A 14,677-nucleotide genomic window follows, 5' to 3' on the forward strand; every position below is an offset into this window, starting at 1 on the left:
TGCGCAACTGACCGGTCCTTTCCGGACGGGGGTGGTCGGGTGAGCGGGCGTAATATTTCACATGTCATCGGTCACATGGAAGGGTTGTGACTGCCTGGACGCCCCCCGGCGCCCGGCCCGAGGGGCCGTCGTCATCCGGACCGGGAGCCGGGCACCCGGCCGACTCCTCTGCAGGACGCGGGCCGGGCCCGGCCGGTTCCGGCCACGGCAGCCCGGCTTCCCTTGCCCGGAAGCTGCGTTGACGAACTGTTAGGGCTCTTGACAGACGACTGGTCTAGTCCAAACATAGGCGTTGGTCTTCCGACCGGGACGCATCGTGGGGGTGTGACCACCGGCCGGCTGTGCTGTCGTGCACTGCCGCACCACCCCTGCGTTCCCACTGTCGCCCAGCGCGCCAGAACACCGCCGTGCCCAGGTCCGGGCCGGCGGGCCATCCTTCCTGTCTGTTGGAGCATTCATGCGCCTGTACAGATCGATCCAGGCCCTGCTGACCACCTGTGCCACCGTGGCCGCCTCGGCGGGCCTGCTGGCCCTGGGCGGGGGCACCGCGCAGGCGGCGACCCCGCTGCCGCAGCACGTGTTCGCCCCCTACTTCGAGGCCTGGACCGGTGAGAACCCGGCCACCCTCGCCGCCCAGTCCGGTGCCAAGCACCTGACCATGGCGTTCCTGCAGACCGCGAGCAAGGGGTCGTGCACGCCGCTGTGGAACGGCGACACCGGGATGCCGGTCTCCTCGGCCGTCTTCGGCGCCGAGATCAACACCATCAAGGCGGCCGGCGGCGACGTCATCCCGTCCTTCGGCGGCTACACCGCCGACAACACCGGCACCGAACTCGCCGACAGCTGCACCGATGTCAACGCCATCGCGGCCGCCTTCGAGAAGGTCGTCACCACCTACGACATCAGCCGGATCGACCTCGACATCGAGGACAACTCGCTGACCAACACCGCCGGCATCGACCGCCGCAACAAGGCCATCAAGCTGGTCCAGGACTGGGCCGCGGCCAACGGCCGGTCCGTGCAGTTCTCGTACACCCTGCCGACCACCACCTCCGGGCTGGCCGCCAGCGGGCTCGCCGTACTGAAGAACGCGGTCACCAACAACGCGCGGATCGACGTCGTCAACCAGATGACCTTCGACTACTACGACAACGCCGCGCACAACATGGGCGAGGACACCAAGACCGCCACCACCGGCCTGTACAACCAGCTGGCCAAGCTCTACCCGGCCAAGACGCCCGCACAGCTGTGGGGTTCGATCGGCATCATCGAGATGCTGGGCATCGACGACTTCGGCCCGGCCGAGACCTTCACCCTGGCCGACGCCACCAACGTCTACAACTGGGCCGTCGGCAAGGGCGTCAACACACTGTCCTTCTGGGCGCTGCAGCGTGACAACGGCGGCTGCGTCGGTACGGCCGGGTCCGACAGCTGCTCCGGCATCAGCCAGGGCACCTGGGACTTCTCACACATCTTCGCGCCGTTCACCGGCGGCGGCCAGAGCACCAACGACTTCTCGCTCTCGCTCGCCCCGGCCACCGGGTCGGTCAACCCGGGCGGTTCCGCCTCCGCCGCCGTCAACACCGCCGTCACCAGCGGCTCCGCGCAGACCGTCAGCCTCGCCGTCACCGGCGCCCCCGCCGGCGTCACCGCCACCCTCGCCGCCACCTCAGTCACCTCCGGCGCCTCCACCACCCTCAACCTCACCACCACCGCCGCCACCGCACCCGGCAGCTACCCCGTCACCATCACCGGCACCGCCCCCAGCGGCACCCACACCGCCACCTACACCCTGACCGTCAACGGCTCCGGCGGTACCGGACTGGTCAACGGCGGTCTGGAGAGCGGCAGTCTGAGCCCGTGGAGCTGCCAGAGCGGCGGCGCCGTGGTCTCCACCCCGGTGCACTCCGGCAGCAAGGCGCTGCAGGCCGCGGCCACCGCGAGCCAGACCGGCGAGTGCGGGCAGAGCGTCACCCTCGTGCCCAACACCAAGTACACGCTGAGCGCCTGGGTGCAGGGCAGCTACGCCTTCCTCGGCGTCAGCGGCGGCGCCACCGCCAGCACCTGGACGTCCGGCACCGGCTGGACCAAGCTCAGCGTCCCGTTCACCACCGGGGCCTCCGGCACGGTCACCGTCTACCTGCACGGCTGGTTCGGCCAGGGCAACGTCTACGGCGACGACTTCACCATCTCGTAGCGCGCCCGGCCCCCGCCGGTCCGCACCGTCCCCGGTGCGGACCGGCACGGCCGTCCCCGCGCAATCGCTCCGGTGTTCTAGGATCGCTGACCATGAGTGACGGGTGGGGCACCGGGAACGGCTGGGGCGGGCCAGGCGGACAGCCGACCGGAACAGCGGCACCCGGGTCTGCACCCGGGGCGTCATCGACCGCCCCCGACTGGGCCGCCCTGGCCGAGCAGCACGAACAGGACCGGCGACGGCGCAAGCAGCGCCGGGCGGTCGGCGCGGCCGTCGCCGCCACCGTGGTGATCGGCGGCATCACCGCGACCGCCGTCACACTGACCGGCCACCGGACGGCACCCACCACCGCCGCCGGGGACAGCTCGCCCTCCCCCGCCTCCGACAGCCCGTCCGCCGTCGCCTTCGGTGGCGCCTCCGACCCGCCGTCGCCCTCCTCCACCGGGTCCGCCACGGCATCGGCCTCCCCGGGCGCCTCCGCCCCGGCCTCGGCGTCCGCCTCCCGGCCGGCCACCGCGAAGCCCTCGGCCAGGCCCGGCGGAACCACCCCCGCGAGCCCGTCCCCGGCCGGGCCGCCGGACCCGCTGACGGTGATCTCCGCCGCGGCCACCGACACCGCGCCGCTGGACCCCGCCGGGCTGTTCCCCTCGGCCACCCTGACCATCGGCGGCAGGACCTGGACCAGGGTGGCCACCGGCTCCGCCACCCCCTGCTGGAACGCCACCACCGGCCACCTCGGCGACCCGGTCACCGCCCAGGGCTGCCGGGCACTGCTGCGCGTCACCTACACCTCGGGCACCGGCGCGGTGACCGTCGGCGTCGCCATCTTCGACGCCAAGGCCAACGCCGACGCGGCCGCCGCCGGCCACCAGGGCCAGGTCCAGGGCCTGGTACCGGCCGGGAACGCCTCGTACTGCGTCACCGACGGCTGCCCCGGCACCCACGCCGCGATCGGCCGGTACACCGTCTACACGGTCTCCGGCACCACCAAGCCCGGCGGCAACGCCACCGACGCGACCGCGACCGCCGCCGGCCCCGGCTTCGCCTCGTACGCCCAGGCGCAGCTGCTCGCCCGGGGCAGGCGGTAGCCGTCCGGCGGTCCCCCGGCCCGAGGAGGCGTCAGGCGGCCACGGGCTGCGGCCGCTGCGCCCAGGGGCGGCAGAGCAGCAGGTAGGCCGAGGTCGCGAGGAGGGCGCAGGTCAGCACGACGGTGCCGAGGGCGACCGCCGACGGTTCGCCGCCGGCGCTGCTCAGCGGCGCGACCACCGCACCGCACAGGAAGGTGCTGGTCCCGAGCAGGGCGGAGGCCGAGCCGGCCGCGTGCGGCGCCATGGTGAGCGCGCCGGCCGCCGAGTTGGGCAGGATCAGGCCCTGGCCGGCCATCAGCAGGAACAGCGCGGGCCACACGCCCGCCAGACCGACGTCCCAGAACGTGGTGAACACGATCAGCGCCGCCCCGGCCAGGGCCGCCATGCCCAGCCCGGTCAGCATCAGCACCGACTGGCCGAACCGCCCGGCCAGCACCCGGCCGTTCAGCTGGGTGAAGGCCACCACGCCGACCGAGTTGGTGGCGAAGATCAGGCTGTAGGTCTGCGGGGAGACGTGGTAGACGCCCTGCAGCACCACCGACGAACCGCCGACGTAGGCGAACAGCGCGCCGAAGCCGAACGTGCTGGTCAGCACGTAGCCGAGGAACGGCACATCGCGCAGCAGCCCGCCGATCGCCGTGAACGTCGAGCCGAGCCCGCCGGCGTGGCGGCGTTCCGGCGGCAGCGTCTCCCGCAGCACCAGCAGCACGCCGAGGGTGAGCGCGGCCCCCACCACCGAGAGCGCGACGAAGGTGCCGCGCCAGGTCGTGACCCGCAGCAGCTGACCGCCGAGCACGGGGGCGAAGATCGGGGCCAGCCCCGAGATCATGCCGAGCGAGGCCAGGAAGCGGATCATCGCCACCCCCTCGTACCGGTCGCGGGCGATGGCCCGGGAGATGACCAGACCGGCCGAGCCCGCGACCCCCTGCACCAGCCGGGCGCCGATCAGCACCTCCATCGAAGGCGCCAGCGCGCACAGGACGGTGGCCAGGGTGTAGACCGCGAGGCCCACCCCCAGCGGCCGCAGCCGTCCCAGCCGGTCACTCAGCGGACCGAACACCAGCTGGCCGAGCGAGAGCCCGGCCAGTGAGGCGGTGAGGGTCAGCTGGGCGGCGGGGACGGTGGAGTGCAGGCCCTCCCGGAGGGCCGGAAGGGCCGGCATGTAGAGGTCGAGGGTGAGCGGACCCAGGGCCGCGAGGCCGCCGAGGACGACCACGGTCGCCGGCCCCGGCGGGGCGCCGGCCGACGGTATCGGGCCGGCGTCGGTCGAACGGTCACCGTCGGCGTCGACGGACGGGGCTGACATGGGGCTCCTTAGCGTGGCGGTTACGCCCCGTCCTATCGCACCCGCACGGTCCGGCGAAACCCAGGGCCCCCGATCGTGGCCGCCGCTGGGGCAGTCGGCCCCGCCCGCACCTCAGGCGCGGAACTCGTGGACGACCTCGATCCGGCCCACCAGGTGCCGGTTGAACTCGGGTAGTTCCTCGGCCGGCACCCACAGCTCCAGGATGGTCTCGCCGCCGGCCTGCCGGACCGGGTAGCGGGCGAGGAAGGCCGTGTCGACCTCGAACCGCGTCACGTACCCGGCGCCGGACGCCGGGACGTTCCAGTCGCGGGCGATCCGGACGGCGTAGTCCTCGTTCAGCACCGGGTAGAAGATCGGCTGGTCCGGAAGGCGCGGCGGCCAGGCCCGCCGGTCGGCGGCCTCGACCAGCGCGAGCTCGGCGGGGCCGGTCGGACGCCAGAGGGTGGTGGTCGGGTGGCCGGTCATGGCGGTGGTCTCCTTCGGGATCGCCGCGCACGCTACCGGCCCGGCCACCGTCGCGACCAGCGCTTTTCCCTCGCTCCGCGGCCTGCGCCGACCGCCCGTCCCGGCGCGGGCCCCGAGGCCGCGTCAGCGGTAGGCGGCCTCGCCGGTGATCGCCTCGCCGAGGACCAGGGTGTGGATCTCGGAGGTGCCCTCGTAGGTGAGCACCGACTCCAGGTTGTTGGCGTGCCGCAGCGGCGAGTACGCGGTGGTGATGCCGTTGGCGCCGAGGACGGTCCGGGCCGAACGGGCGATCTCCAGCGCGGTGCGGACGTTGTTGAGCTTGCCGAAGCTGACGTGCGCGGGCAGGCTGCGGCCCTCGTCCTTGAGGCGGCCGATCCGGACCGCCACCAGGTACGCCTTCTCCACCTCCAGCATCATCTCGACCAGCTTCTGCTGGGTGAGCTGGAACCCGGCGATCGGCCGGTCGAACTGGATCCGGGTCTTCGCGTAGTCCAGGGCGGCGGTGTAGCAGTCGCGGGCCGCGCCGACGGTGCCCCACAGGATGCCGTACCGGGCCTCGTTGAGCGAGGAGAGCGGGCCGCGCAGGCCGCGCACCCCGGGCAGCATCGCGTCCGCGGGCAGCAGCACCTCGTCGAAGGCGAGCTCGCTGGTGACGGAGGCGCGCAGCGAGAGCTTGCCGTGCACGTCGGTGGCGGTGAACCCCTTGGCGCCCCGCGGGACCAGGAAACCGCGCACGCCTTCGTCGGTCTGCGCCCAGACCACCGCGACGTCGGAGACCGAGCCGTTGGTGATCCACATCTTGGAGCCGGAGAGCACCCAGTCGTCGCCCTTGCGGCGGGCCCGGGTGCGCATGTTGGCCGGGTCGGAGCCGAAGTCCGGTTCGGTGAGCCCGAAGCAGCCGATCGCCCGGCCGGCGGCCAGCTCGGGGAGCCACTGCTGCTTCTGCTCCTCGGAGCCGAAGGCGTGGATGGAGCGCATCGCGAGTGATCCCTGCACCGAGACGAAGCTGCGCAGGCCGGAGTCGGCGGCCTCCAGCTCCATGCAGGCGACGCCGTACTCGGTGGCGGTGGAGCCGGTGCAGCCGTAGCTGTCCAGGTGCATCCCGAGGACGCCCAGCGCGCCCAGCTCCGGGGCGATCTCGCGGGCCGGGAAGTGGCCGCGCTCGAACCAGTCGCCGATCTGCGGGCGGATCCGTTCGTCGGTGAACCGGCGCACGGTGTCGCGGATCAGCCGCTCCTCGTCGGTGAGCAGCTCCCCGACGGCGAGCAGGTCGGCCGGGTCGAGACGGTCGGGGGTGGTGGCCATGGCGGTCTCCTCGGACGGACGGCGCGGCGAGGGGTGGGCCGCGGCGACGAGTATCCCGCGCCGCCGGGCGCGGACGGTACGAGATGATGCCCACAGTCGACCGACGATTGGGAGTGCGACATGCCCGCGATCACCCGTCTCGAGGCCGGGGAACTGCTGGAGAGCGCCGGGGAGCTCGGTGAGCTGCTGGCCGACGCGGTGGCCGGCGGTTCCTCGGTGGGCTTCCTCGCCCCGCTCGCCGCCGAGGAGGCGGCCGGCTGGTGGCGGGGTCTGGCGGCCGGGGTCGGGGACGGCTCGATCGCGCTGTGGGCGGCCCGCGACGGCGGACGGCTGCTGGGTACCGTCCAGCTGCGGCTGGCGCCGAGCCCGAACAGCCGGCACCGGGCCGAGCTGGCCAAGCTGATCGTGCACAGCGGGGCGCGCGGCCGGGGCCTGGGACGGGAGTTGCTCGCGCACGCGGAGCGGGAGGCGGCCGGGCTCGGGGTCAGTCTGCTGCTGCTGGACACCCAGACCGGCAGCCCGGCCGAGCGGCTGTACGCGGCGGCGGGCTGGACCAGGCTGGGCAGCGTGCCGCGGTTCGCCGCCGACCCGGCGGGCACCCTGCGGCCGACCACGTTCTTCCACAAGTCGCTGGTCTGAGCGCGGGCGGCGGGGCCGGGCCGTCAGCGGCGGGGGCGGCGGATCTTCATGTCGTCGACGCTGGTGGCGGCGGCGCGCAGCGGCCCGTGTCCGATGCCGAGTCCGGCGAGCCGGGCGGCGGCCCGGTCGCAGGCGGTCCGCTCGGCCGCCTCGGCGCCCAGGGCGGTCCCGTCCGCGTCCGCGGCGGCCTGGCCGACCACGCAGCGGAAGCTGAAGTTGCGCAGACCCAGGTCGTAGACGAGCGTGCCCTCGTCGGTGAAGGCGGCGCTGAGGATGTCGTGCCGGTCCGCGGCGGCGGTCAGCTCGGCGCGCCGGGCCTCGTCGAGGCCGGCGAAGACGCCGCGGACGATGACGCGGTAGGTGCGTTCACTCATGGGTGGGTTCCTGTTCCGGGTCGGCTGCTTCGGGGGCGGCGGCACGGGCCTGCTCCAGCAGGACGGCGAGCCCGTCGAGGAGCCGTTCGAGGCCGAACGCGAAGCGCTCGTCCATGGTCGGCGTGGTGAGGTCGTCGGCGAGGTCCACCAGGTTCGGGTACCGGTCGGCGGGCAGCCCGCGCAACTGATCGCCGGCGGCGCGGGCCACCTCCGCGCGGCCGGTGCCCGCCGCCTCGGCCGCGGACAGCGGGGTGATCTCCTGCAGCACGAAGCCGTGGACGTAGGCGCCGAGCAGGTAGTTGATCTGGGCGGCGTCGGCGTCGGAGAACCCGGCCTCGCGCAGCCGGTCCAGCTGGTCCTCCATCAGCCGCAGCAGGTGCGGCCCGGGGGCGAGCCGGCCGGCCACCACCTTGGCGGCGTCACGTCTGCCGAGCAGGTGGCTGCGGTGGCGCAGGCCGTACTCGCGCAGCTGGTCGCGCCAGGAGCCCCGGCGCGGGGGCGGGACGGCGTCGGCCATCAGCGCGTCGGTGAGCAGGTCGAGCAGCTGCTCCTTGTTGCGCACGTGCCAGTACAGCGAGGCCGCCTTGACGCCGAGTTCGGCGGCGAGCCGGCGCATCGACAGTCCGTTGACGCCGTCGCGTTCGAGGATCCGCAGCGCGGCCGTGACCAGCGCCTCGCGGGTGAGTTGCGGCGGGGCCGCCTCCTCGCCCGCGCCGGGCAACGCCGTCATCGCGTCCCTCCGTCCGCTCCGGAGCCCGGACATCCGGGCCACCTAACACCGTTAGGGAGAGTCTAACAGTGTTAGGTGGCGCCCCGGCGGGCGGGCCTCAGCGCAGCAGGCGGTCCAGGAAGGCGTTGGAGAACACCCGGTCGGGGTCGTGACGGTCGAGGACGGCGACCGCCTCCGCCCAGCCGCCACCCTCGCCGAGCGACGCCGGGACCACCCGCTCCAGCAGGTCCGGGTCCGCCCAGGCCCCCTCCTCGGTGTACGCCCAGCCCTTGGACCACTCGACCCGCAGCCCCGCCCGGGTGCCGTCGAAGGTGCGCAGCAGGAACTGCTCCAGCTCCCGGCAGAACCGCGGCAGGCCGGGCGTACCGGGCAGGCTGAGCACGTCCAGCCAGACGGCGGTGTCCCACTCCGGCCGGTCCGCGCGCGGCCGCAGGGCCGACAGCAGCGGCGGCCGGGCGCCGGGCACGCCCGGGCCGTCCGCCCGGTCCAGGCCGGTGACCCGGATCTCCACCCCGCCGTTGACCGGGAACTCGCCGCGGTCCCGGTACTGCGCCAGCAGCGCCCGGTAGAACGCAGCGAACTCGGCGGCCACCCACTGGACGTCCGCCCGCCGGGCGAGCACCGCGTACCCGTTGGCGGTCACCCTCAGGGTGCTCGGGCGGACGTACTGCAGCAGGGTGCGGGACGCCCCCCACAGGTCGGAGCGCAGGCCGTCGGCCAGCAGGTGGACCAGGGCGTCGCCGCTGAGCAGGTCGCGCAGCAGGCCGCCGCCGAGCAGCAGATCGGTGAGGTCCCCGGTGAGCCCGATCTTGGTGACCAGGTACTGCAGCTGGCCGAGCAGCGGCGCCGACCCCCAGGCACCGGCCGCGATCTCGCCCGCCAGCCGGGCCACCGGCTCCGGGATCCGGTCCGAGAACGGGTAGTTGTACGGTTCGCGGACCTCGCGGGCCGCCGCGGGCCGGGTCGGCGCCGCGCTCCAGACCTTGATCCACGGCTGCTCGGTGAACGCGAACCAGATCACCTCGACCCGGCCGGAGCCCGCCAGCAGGCCCGCCAGGGTGCGCGGGCCCGAGCCTGCGGGGGCGAGCAGTTCGGCGGCCGGGATGTCCAGCCGGCTGACGCAGCGCAGCCGCTGGTCCTGGCCCACCCGCAGCTCGACCTCGGTGAGGAAGGCCCGGCCGAGGTGGACCAGGAAGGCGGCGGCGTCGGCCTCGGCGCGCTCGAAGGTGCGCAGCACGTACCGGTCGAGCGCCGGATCGAGGACCACCGCGGTGAACCGGACGACCTGGTTGCTGACGGTGCCGTAGCCGTGCCCGGGGAGAGCCGCGGCGCCGGCCGGTTCGACGGCGGTGCCGTGGCCGCCGATGGCGAGCACCCCGCCGACGGTCAGCTCACCCGGCGCAGGACAGGCGGCGAGGCCGAGCCCGCGGTCGGCGAGGAAGGCGAGCAGCGCCTCCATGTCGGCGCCGGTCCGGGCGCGGACGGTTGATCCGTCGACCAGGGTCAGCGCGGTGAGGTGCCGGGTGGTGTCCAGCAGCAGCACCCGCGCGTCGGCGTCGGTGCCCGCCGGGACGGTGAGCGGCGCCCAGGTGTGGCGGTGCCCCTGGGCGCGCAGCCGCCAGCCGTTGGCGCGGGCCCAGTCGGCGAGCAGTACGACCTGCTCGGGCGAGTCGGGGGCGCAGGTCCACAGCTGGTCGGCGTGGATCTCGCCGGACCAGTTGCGGTACTCGGCGCGGTAGGGCGTCACCCCGGCGGGCAGCGCGGGCGGCAGCGGGACGGCGGCGTCCGCGCTCTCGGGCCCGAGCGTGCCGTTGAGCAGCCAGCCGGCCATCGAGAGGGCGGCCGCGCCGGCCATCAGTCCGCGCCTGGTCAGTCCGGTGTCCGGTCCGTGCTCCACTGCTGTCCGCCCCCGTCTCGCCGCTGTCGGTGCACCGTGCACGGTGCCGCGGCGAGGCTAGGCGACCAGCGGTCGGGAGGCGGCGGGAGACAGGCCGATCTTCATCCGTTCGAGTGATAGATCAGACGAACGGTCAGCGCTTGGCCCGGAAAGCTGCATCGGCGAAGTTGTCCCAGTGTCCGGCCGCACCGGCGGGCAGGCAGAGCCAGTCCTTCATCGGGCGCCCGCCCGCGGGGTCGAACAGGTGCGCGCCGGGCAGGTGCAGCGCCTCGGCGAAGGCCGGGGTCTCCCGGCCCAGCCGGCAGACCAGCTCGCCCCGGTGCAGACCCAGGAAGGCCTTGCCGTCGGCGTCCTTCAGACAGGGCATGCCGAACATCTGGGACCGGACGGCCCCGCGCGGCCCCAGCTCGGCCGCGATCTCGTCGAACCGGACGGCGGCCTCGGGGGCCTCCGCCGGTCCGGTCGGTTCGGCCGTGCCGGTCGGTTGCGGTGTCTCGCTCACCCCGCCATCCTCCCGCACCACCGCGCCACCCGCGGGTTGCCCCGCCGAGCCGCGGGACCACCGGACCAGCGAACGGTCGCGCCCCGGCACGGCACGGCAGGGAGCGGCCCGGCGGGTGGAAATATTGCGGGCGTCCGCGCGGCTCGGGTGATCAGGAGGTGTCGCACGATGGGTGCTGAGGACGGGTTCAGGATCGAGCACGACTCGATGGGAGAGGTACGGGTGCCGGCCGCCGCCAAGTGGCAGGCGCAGACGCAGCGGGCGGTGGAGAACTTCCCGGTCTCCGGCCGGCGGCTGGAGCGGGCGCACATCGCCGCGCTGGCCCGGATCAAGGCCGCTGCCGCCCGGGTCAACGCCGAACTCGGCGTGCTCGACGGGCCGACGGCCGAGGCGATCGAGCAGGCGGCCGGCGAGGTGGCCGAGGGGCGCTGGGACGGGGAGTTCCCGGTCGACGTGTTCCAGACCGGCTCGGGCACCTCGTCCAACATGAACGCCAACGAGGTGATCGCCACCCTGGCGACCGAGCGGCTGGGCCGTCCGGTACACCCCAACGACCACGTCAACGCCAGCCAGTCCTCCAACGACGTCTTCCCGTCCTCCATCCACATCGCGGCCACCGCGGCCGTCACCGGCGAGCTGATCCCCGCACTGGAGCACCTGGCGGCCGCGTTGGAGCGGCGCTCGGGCGAGTTCGCCGACGTGGTCAAGGCGGGCCGCACCCATCTGATGGACGCCACCCCGGTCACCCTCGGCCAGGAGTTCGGCGGCTACGCCGCGCAGGTCCGCTACGGGGTGGAGCGGCTGGCCGCGACCCTCCCCCGGGTCGCCGAACTCCCGCTCGGCGGCACCGCCGTCGGCACCGGGATCAACACCCCGCCGGGCTTCGCCGCCGCCGTGATCGCCGAACTCACCCGGGCGACCGGGCTGCCGCTGACCGAGGCCCGCGACCACTTCGAGGCCCAGGGGGCCCGGGACGCACTGGTCGAGTTGAGCGGACAGCTGCGGACGGTCGCGGTCGGCTTCACCAAGATCGCGAACGATCTGCGCTGGATGGGCTCCGGCCCCCGGACCGGTCTCGGCGAGATCAACCTGCCCGACCTCCAGCCGGGTTCCTCGATCATGCCCGGGAAGGTCAACCCGGTGCTGCCCGAGGTGGTGCTGATGGTGGCGGCCCAGGTGATCGGCAACGACACCACCGTCACGGTGGCCGGCGCGAGCGGCAACTTCGAGCTGAACGTGATGCTCCCGGTCATCGCCCGCAACCTGCTGGAGTCGGTCCGGCTGCTGGCCAACAGCGCCCGGCTGCTGGCCGACCGGACGGTGGACGGCATCACCGCCAATGCGGAGCGGGCCCGGGAGTACGCCGAGTCCTCGCCCTCGGTGGTCACGCCGCTCAACCGCTTCATCGGGTACGAGGAGGCCGCCAAGGTGGCCAAGCAGTCCCTGGCCGAGCGCAAGACCATCCGTCAGGTGGTGCTGGAGCGCGGCTACGTCGACCGGGGCCTGCTCACCGAGCAGCAGCTGGACCGGGCCCTGGACGTGCTGCGGATGACCCGCCCCTGACGCGCGGAACCCGGGGCCGGACCCCGGGCAGACCGCCGGCCGGTGCGGGCCACCACGTCACGCACCGGCCGGGGCGTCTTTCACTCAGCTGCCGCCACCACGGCGCATCGGGGAACCGGCCATGGAGATCGCTCCCAGCGACAGGCAGATCATCAGACCGCCGACGACGAGGTTGGTGAGGATCGTCCGGAAGACGGCCTCACTGCCCACCGTCCACCAAGGGGCGAGACAGGTCCAGGCACCGATGGCGAGGCAGGCCCAGGCGCGCGCGTGGGTGCGCTCGTAGGCCGAGCCGTAGCCCGCCATCAGGACGGTGAAGGCCAACCCGAGAACCAGGTTGCTGATGGTCAGCGCGGAGAAGCCGGAGAATCCGACCACCCACGGGGAGATCGCCAGGAAGAGACCGGTCACCAGGGCCAGTGCCTCAACGCCCTGGGCGCGCGGCGTGGCCGCGGCCCGCTCGTAGTGCTCACGCAATTCCAGGATGTCCGGGTGGTGCTCCATGCCCATGGGCAACTGGGTCGACACCGGGACCACCTCCTCGATCGAGACTGGCAGGCGCCCTGTAGCTACCCGATCCTGGACGGATATAACACTTATTCGCACTTTATGTCCGATTTTTCATGCAGGGTCCTCCAGCCGGAGCGACAGCGGCTCGCCGAGGAAGCCCCCGACCGCCTCCACCTCGGCGTCGAGGCCCCGGCGGACGCCCCGCGGCAGCACCTCGAACGGCTCCACCAGCAGCTCGCCCCGGGCCGTCCGCCAGGTGCCCAGCACCCGGCCGTCGGCCACCAGCGCGGGCCGGACCACCCCGCCGCCGGCGTTGATCCGCTTCGCCCGCGCCGGGTCCAGCATCAGCCCCCGCGAGCGGTAGCCGAGCAGGTACCCGTCGTACGGACCGAGCAGCCGCACCAGCGGCGGACCGGGCGGCGGCGGTGCCGAGCCCGGCAGCACGGACAGCCCGGGCAGCGTCTCCACCGCCCCGGCCGCCGCGAAGGCCGCCCGGGCCGTCGCCTGCGGCAGGCCCGACCAGGCCGCGAGGTCGGCCAGGGCGGCCGGGCCGAAGGCGCGCAGGTAGCCGCGCGCCAGGTCCCCCGCGGTGAGCTCCCGGCCCGCCGGCAGCGGCCGGTAGCCGGGTTCGCGCGGCGCCACCTCCGCGCCCCGGCAGAGCACACCGTGCGCCGCGAGGAAGGCCGTCAGGTGCGCGGGGGCCTGCCCCTTCGGCTCCACCGGGACACCGTGCGCGCGCAGCGCCGCGATCAGTTCCGCCCGGCCGGGCGGAGGGTCCAGCAGTCCGGGGGCGACGGCGAGCGCCCGGGCGCACAGCTCCTCGGTCAGCCCGAGCTCCCGGCGGCGGCGGGCGCCGCCCGCCAGCAGCCGGTCCCGGTACAGCGCCAGCAGTCCGGCGGCGTCCCCGGCCGGCACCAGGTGCAGGGTGCCGCGCATCAGCCAGGTGGCGACCACCTCGCCGGCGGCGTACGCGGCCTGCACGGCCGCCGGATCGCGCAGGCCGCGGGCCCGCAGCGCCAGCCGGACGGCGCCGGCGTCCTGGGCCTGGACGCCGGCGCAGCGGCGGGCGATCTCCGCGACCCCTGACGGGCCGTCGGCGAACTGGGCGTGCATCCGCCACCGGAGCAGCTCGGCATCGTCGGTCATACCGCCATCCTGCCGGTCGGCGGGGACCGCCGGGCTCAGGCCGGTTCGATCGGTTCGGCGCCCATCGCCCGGCGGACCAGGTGGACCACCCCGCCGACTGCCACGGCGCCGCCGATCAGCACCACGAACGCCGTGCCCGCCCACGCCACCGGGACGGGCCACGGGGCGGACTCCACCAGCCAGGGCGCCGTCCCGAGTGCGATCCCCGCTCCCCGGAACAGGTCGGGCCGCCGCGTGGAGAGATGCGCCAGCAGCAGAGCCGCCGCCACCGCGAACGACCAGATGGACAGCAGGGCCGGCACCGACCGCCAGAACACCCCCAGCAGTGTCGCGTCGAACGTGGCCAGCGCGGCGAGCGGCAGACCGGCCCCGAGGGCGAGGCCGGTCACCTCCCACCGGCCGCGGCGGGCGGTGTCGACCAGGTCGGGCGGGGCGAGCAGCACCAGCGCGGCCAGCAGGGCGATTCGTGCGAGCTCGCCGTACATCTGCCAGGCGTGCCCGAACACCAGCCCCCAGGAGACGGCTTCGGTCAGCAGCCCCAGGACGGCCGCCCTGCGGGCCGGCTTCCACCGGCCGACCGCGGCACACAGCAGGGCCACGATCCAGGGCACCACCAGCGCCAGGTACATGCCCGAGGTGAACGCGGCCAGCCGGGGCCGGGTGGCCATGTGGGAGAGGGCCTGGGTGACGTTGTGCAGATACCACACCTGGTCGTACAGGCACTCGCCGACCCCGAGGGCGAGTGCGACCGGGGCCGCCCCCGCCAGCATCCGGCCGGCCGGGTCGGTGGAGGCCATCCGCAGCCGTAGGCGCAGGGCATGGGAGGCGAGGTCGAGGCGTTCGCGCAGGACCGCGCGACCGCTCAGGCCTTCGGTGGCCTCGGCGAAGGTGGCGGCGATGTCCTCGCCGTGCAGTTCGCGGTAGCGGGCCGGGTAGAGGCCGATCAGGAGCCGGC

General features: G+C 74.2%; 13 protein-coding genes and 1 pseudogene. 4 read left to right on the forward strand and 10 right to left on the reverse strand.

What is annotated here, in order from left to right; all coding sequences use genetic code 11:
• The first annotated feature begins 457 nt into the window (after nucleotides 1-457).
• Both AB0D08_RS37420 and AB0D08_RS37425 read left to right on the forward strand, forming a co-directional pair.
• Nucleotides 458-2,197 (forward strand): glycosyl hydrolase family 18 protein, encoded by a 1,740-nt coding sequence (locus AB0D08_RS37420; RefSeq protein ID WP_359894803.1) that lies wholly within the window; start codon nucleotides 458-460, stop codon nucleotides 2,195-2,197.
• A gap of 92 nt (nucleotides 2,198-2,289) precedes the next feature.
• Entirely contained in the window at nucleotides 2,290-3,285 is a 996-nt protein-coding gene (locus tag AB0D08_RS37425; protein WP_359894805.1) for a hypothetical protein, read from the forward strand.
• A 31-nt stretch (nucleotides 3,286-3,316) separates the two neighbouring features.
• Here the strand turns inward: AB0D08_RS37425 and AB0D08_RS37430 are convergent, their stop codons facing one another.
• From AB0D08_RS37430 to AB0D08_RS37440, 3 genes are all read right to left on the reverse strand, one after another.
• Nucleotides 3,317-4,591, reverse strand: coding sequence for a multidrug effflux MFS transporter (locus tag AB0D08_RS37430; protein WP_033818600.1), 1,275 nt, complete (start codon nucleotides 4,589-4,591; stop codon nucleotides 3,317-3,319).
• Between the two features lie 111 nt (nucleotides 4,592-4,702).
• Nucleotides 4,703-5,056 (reverse strand): hypothetical protein, encoded by a 354-nt coding sequence (locus tag AB0D08_RS37435; protein WP_033818599.1) that lies wholly within the window; start codon nucleotides 5,054-5,056, stop codon nucleotides 4,703-4,705.
• Between the two features lie 123 nt (nucleotides 5,057-5,179).
• Nucleotides 5,180-6,361 carry an acyl-CoA dehydrogenase family protein gene (locus AB0D08_RS37440; protein ID WP_359894808.1) on the reverse strand — a complete coding sequence of 394 codons (1,182 nt, stop codon included), beginning with the start codon at nucleotides 6,359-6,361 and terminating at the stop codon, nucleotides 5,180-5,182.
• A 120-nt stretch (nucleotides 6,362-6,481) separates the two neighbouring features.
• Here AB0D08_RS37440 and AB0D08_RS37445 point away from each other — a divergent pair, with 120 nt between their 5' ends.
• Complete coding sequence (locus AB0D08_RS37445; protein WP_033818597.1) at nucleotides 6,482-7,000, forward strand: GNAT family N-acetyltransferase; 519 nt, start codon at nucleotides 6,482-6,484, stop codon at nucleotides 6,998-7,000.
• Between the two features lie 23 nt (nucleotides 7,001-7,023).
• Here AB0D08_RS37445 and AB0D08_RS37450 read toward each other — a convergent pair whose 3' ends face one another.
• The 4 genes from AB0D08_RS37450 to AB0D08_RS37465 all read right to left on the reverse strand — a co-directional run bounded on the left by AB0D08_RS37450 (nucleotide 7,024) and on the right by AB0D08_RS37465 (nucleotide 10,503).
• A complete protein-coding gene (locus AB0D08_RS37450) occupies nucleotides 7,024-7,374 on the reverse strand; it encodes a DUF6204 family protein (protein ID WP_033818596.1) in 351 nt (116 codons plus the stop codon).
• Complete coding sequence (locus AB0D08_RS37455) at nucleotides 7,367-8,104, reverse strand: TetR/AcrR family transcriptional regulator C-terminal domain-containing protein (RefSeq protein ID WP_359894810.1); 738 nt, start codon at nucleotides 8,102-8,104, stop codon at nucleotides 7,367-7,369. Before AB0D08_RS37455 ends, AB0D08_RS37450 begins: the two co-directional genes overlap by 8 nt.
• Before the next feature lie 97 nt (nucleotides 8,105-8,201).
• Nucleotides 8,202-10,001, reverse strand: a complete 1,800-nt coding sequence (locus tag AB0D08_RS37460) for a cholesterol oxidase substrate-binding domain-containing protein (RefSeq protein WP_359894812.1) — start codon at nucleotides 9,999-10,001, stop codon at nucleotides 8,202-8,204.
• 133 nt (nucleotides 10,002-10,134) lie between these two features.
• Nucleotides 10,135-10,503, reverse strand: coding sequence for a hypothetical protein (locus AB0D08_RS37465; RefSeq protein WP_359894813.1), 369 nt, complete (start codon nucleotides 10,501-10,503; stop codon nucleotides 10,135-10,137).
• Between the two features lie 168 nt (nucleotides 10,504-10,671).
• Between AB0D08_RS37465 and AB0D08_RS37470 the strand changes: the two genes are divergently transcribed.
• Nucleotides 10,672-12,066, forward strand: coding sequence for a class II fumarate hydratase (locus tag AB0D08_RS37470; RefSeq protein WP_033818594.1), 1,395 nt, complete (start codon nucleotides 10,672-10,674; stop codon nucleotides 12,064-12,066).
• An 84-nt stretch (nucleotides 12,067-12,150) separates the two neighbouring features.
• On the opposite strand, the gene AB0D08_RS37475 is transcribed toward AB0D08_RS37470, so the two are convergent.
• The 3 genes and pseudogenes from AB0D08_RS37475 to AB0D08_RS37485 form a co-directional block, all read right to left on the reverse strand.
• Nucleotides 12,151-12,594, reverse strand: coding sequence for an SPW repeat protein (locus AB0D08_RS37475; protein ID WP_033818593.1), 444 nt, complete (start codon nucleotides 12,592-12,594; stop codon nucleotides 12,151-12,153).
• A 93-nt stretch (nucleotides 12,595-12,687) separates the two neighbouring features.
• The gene (locus tag AB0D08_RS37480; protein WP_359894816.1) at nucleotides 12,688-13,722 is read right to left on the reverse strand and encodes a crosslink repair DNA glycosylase YcaQ family protein; all 1,035 of its coding nucleotides are present in this window, start codon (nucleotides 13,720-13,722) and stop codon (nucleotides 12,688-12,690) included.
• Between the two features lie 35 nt (nucleotides 13,723-13,757).
• Nucleotides 13,758-14,677, reverse strand: a pseudogene (locus AB0D08_RS37485) (hypothetical protein); the annotation flags it as partial.

Source organism: Kitasatospora sp. NPDC048540, assembly GCF_040651175.1.
Classification (GTDB): domain Bacteria; phylum Actinomycetota; class Actinomycetes; order Streptomycetales; family Streptomycetaceae; genus Kitasatospora.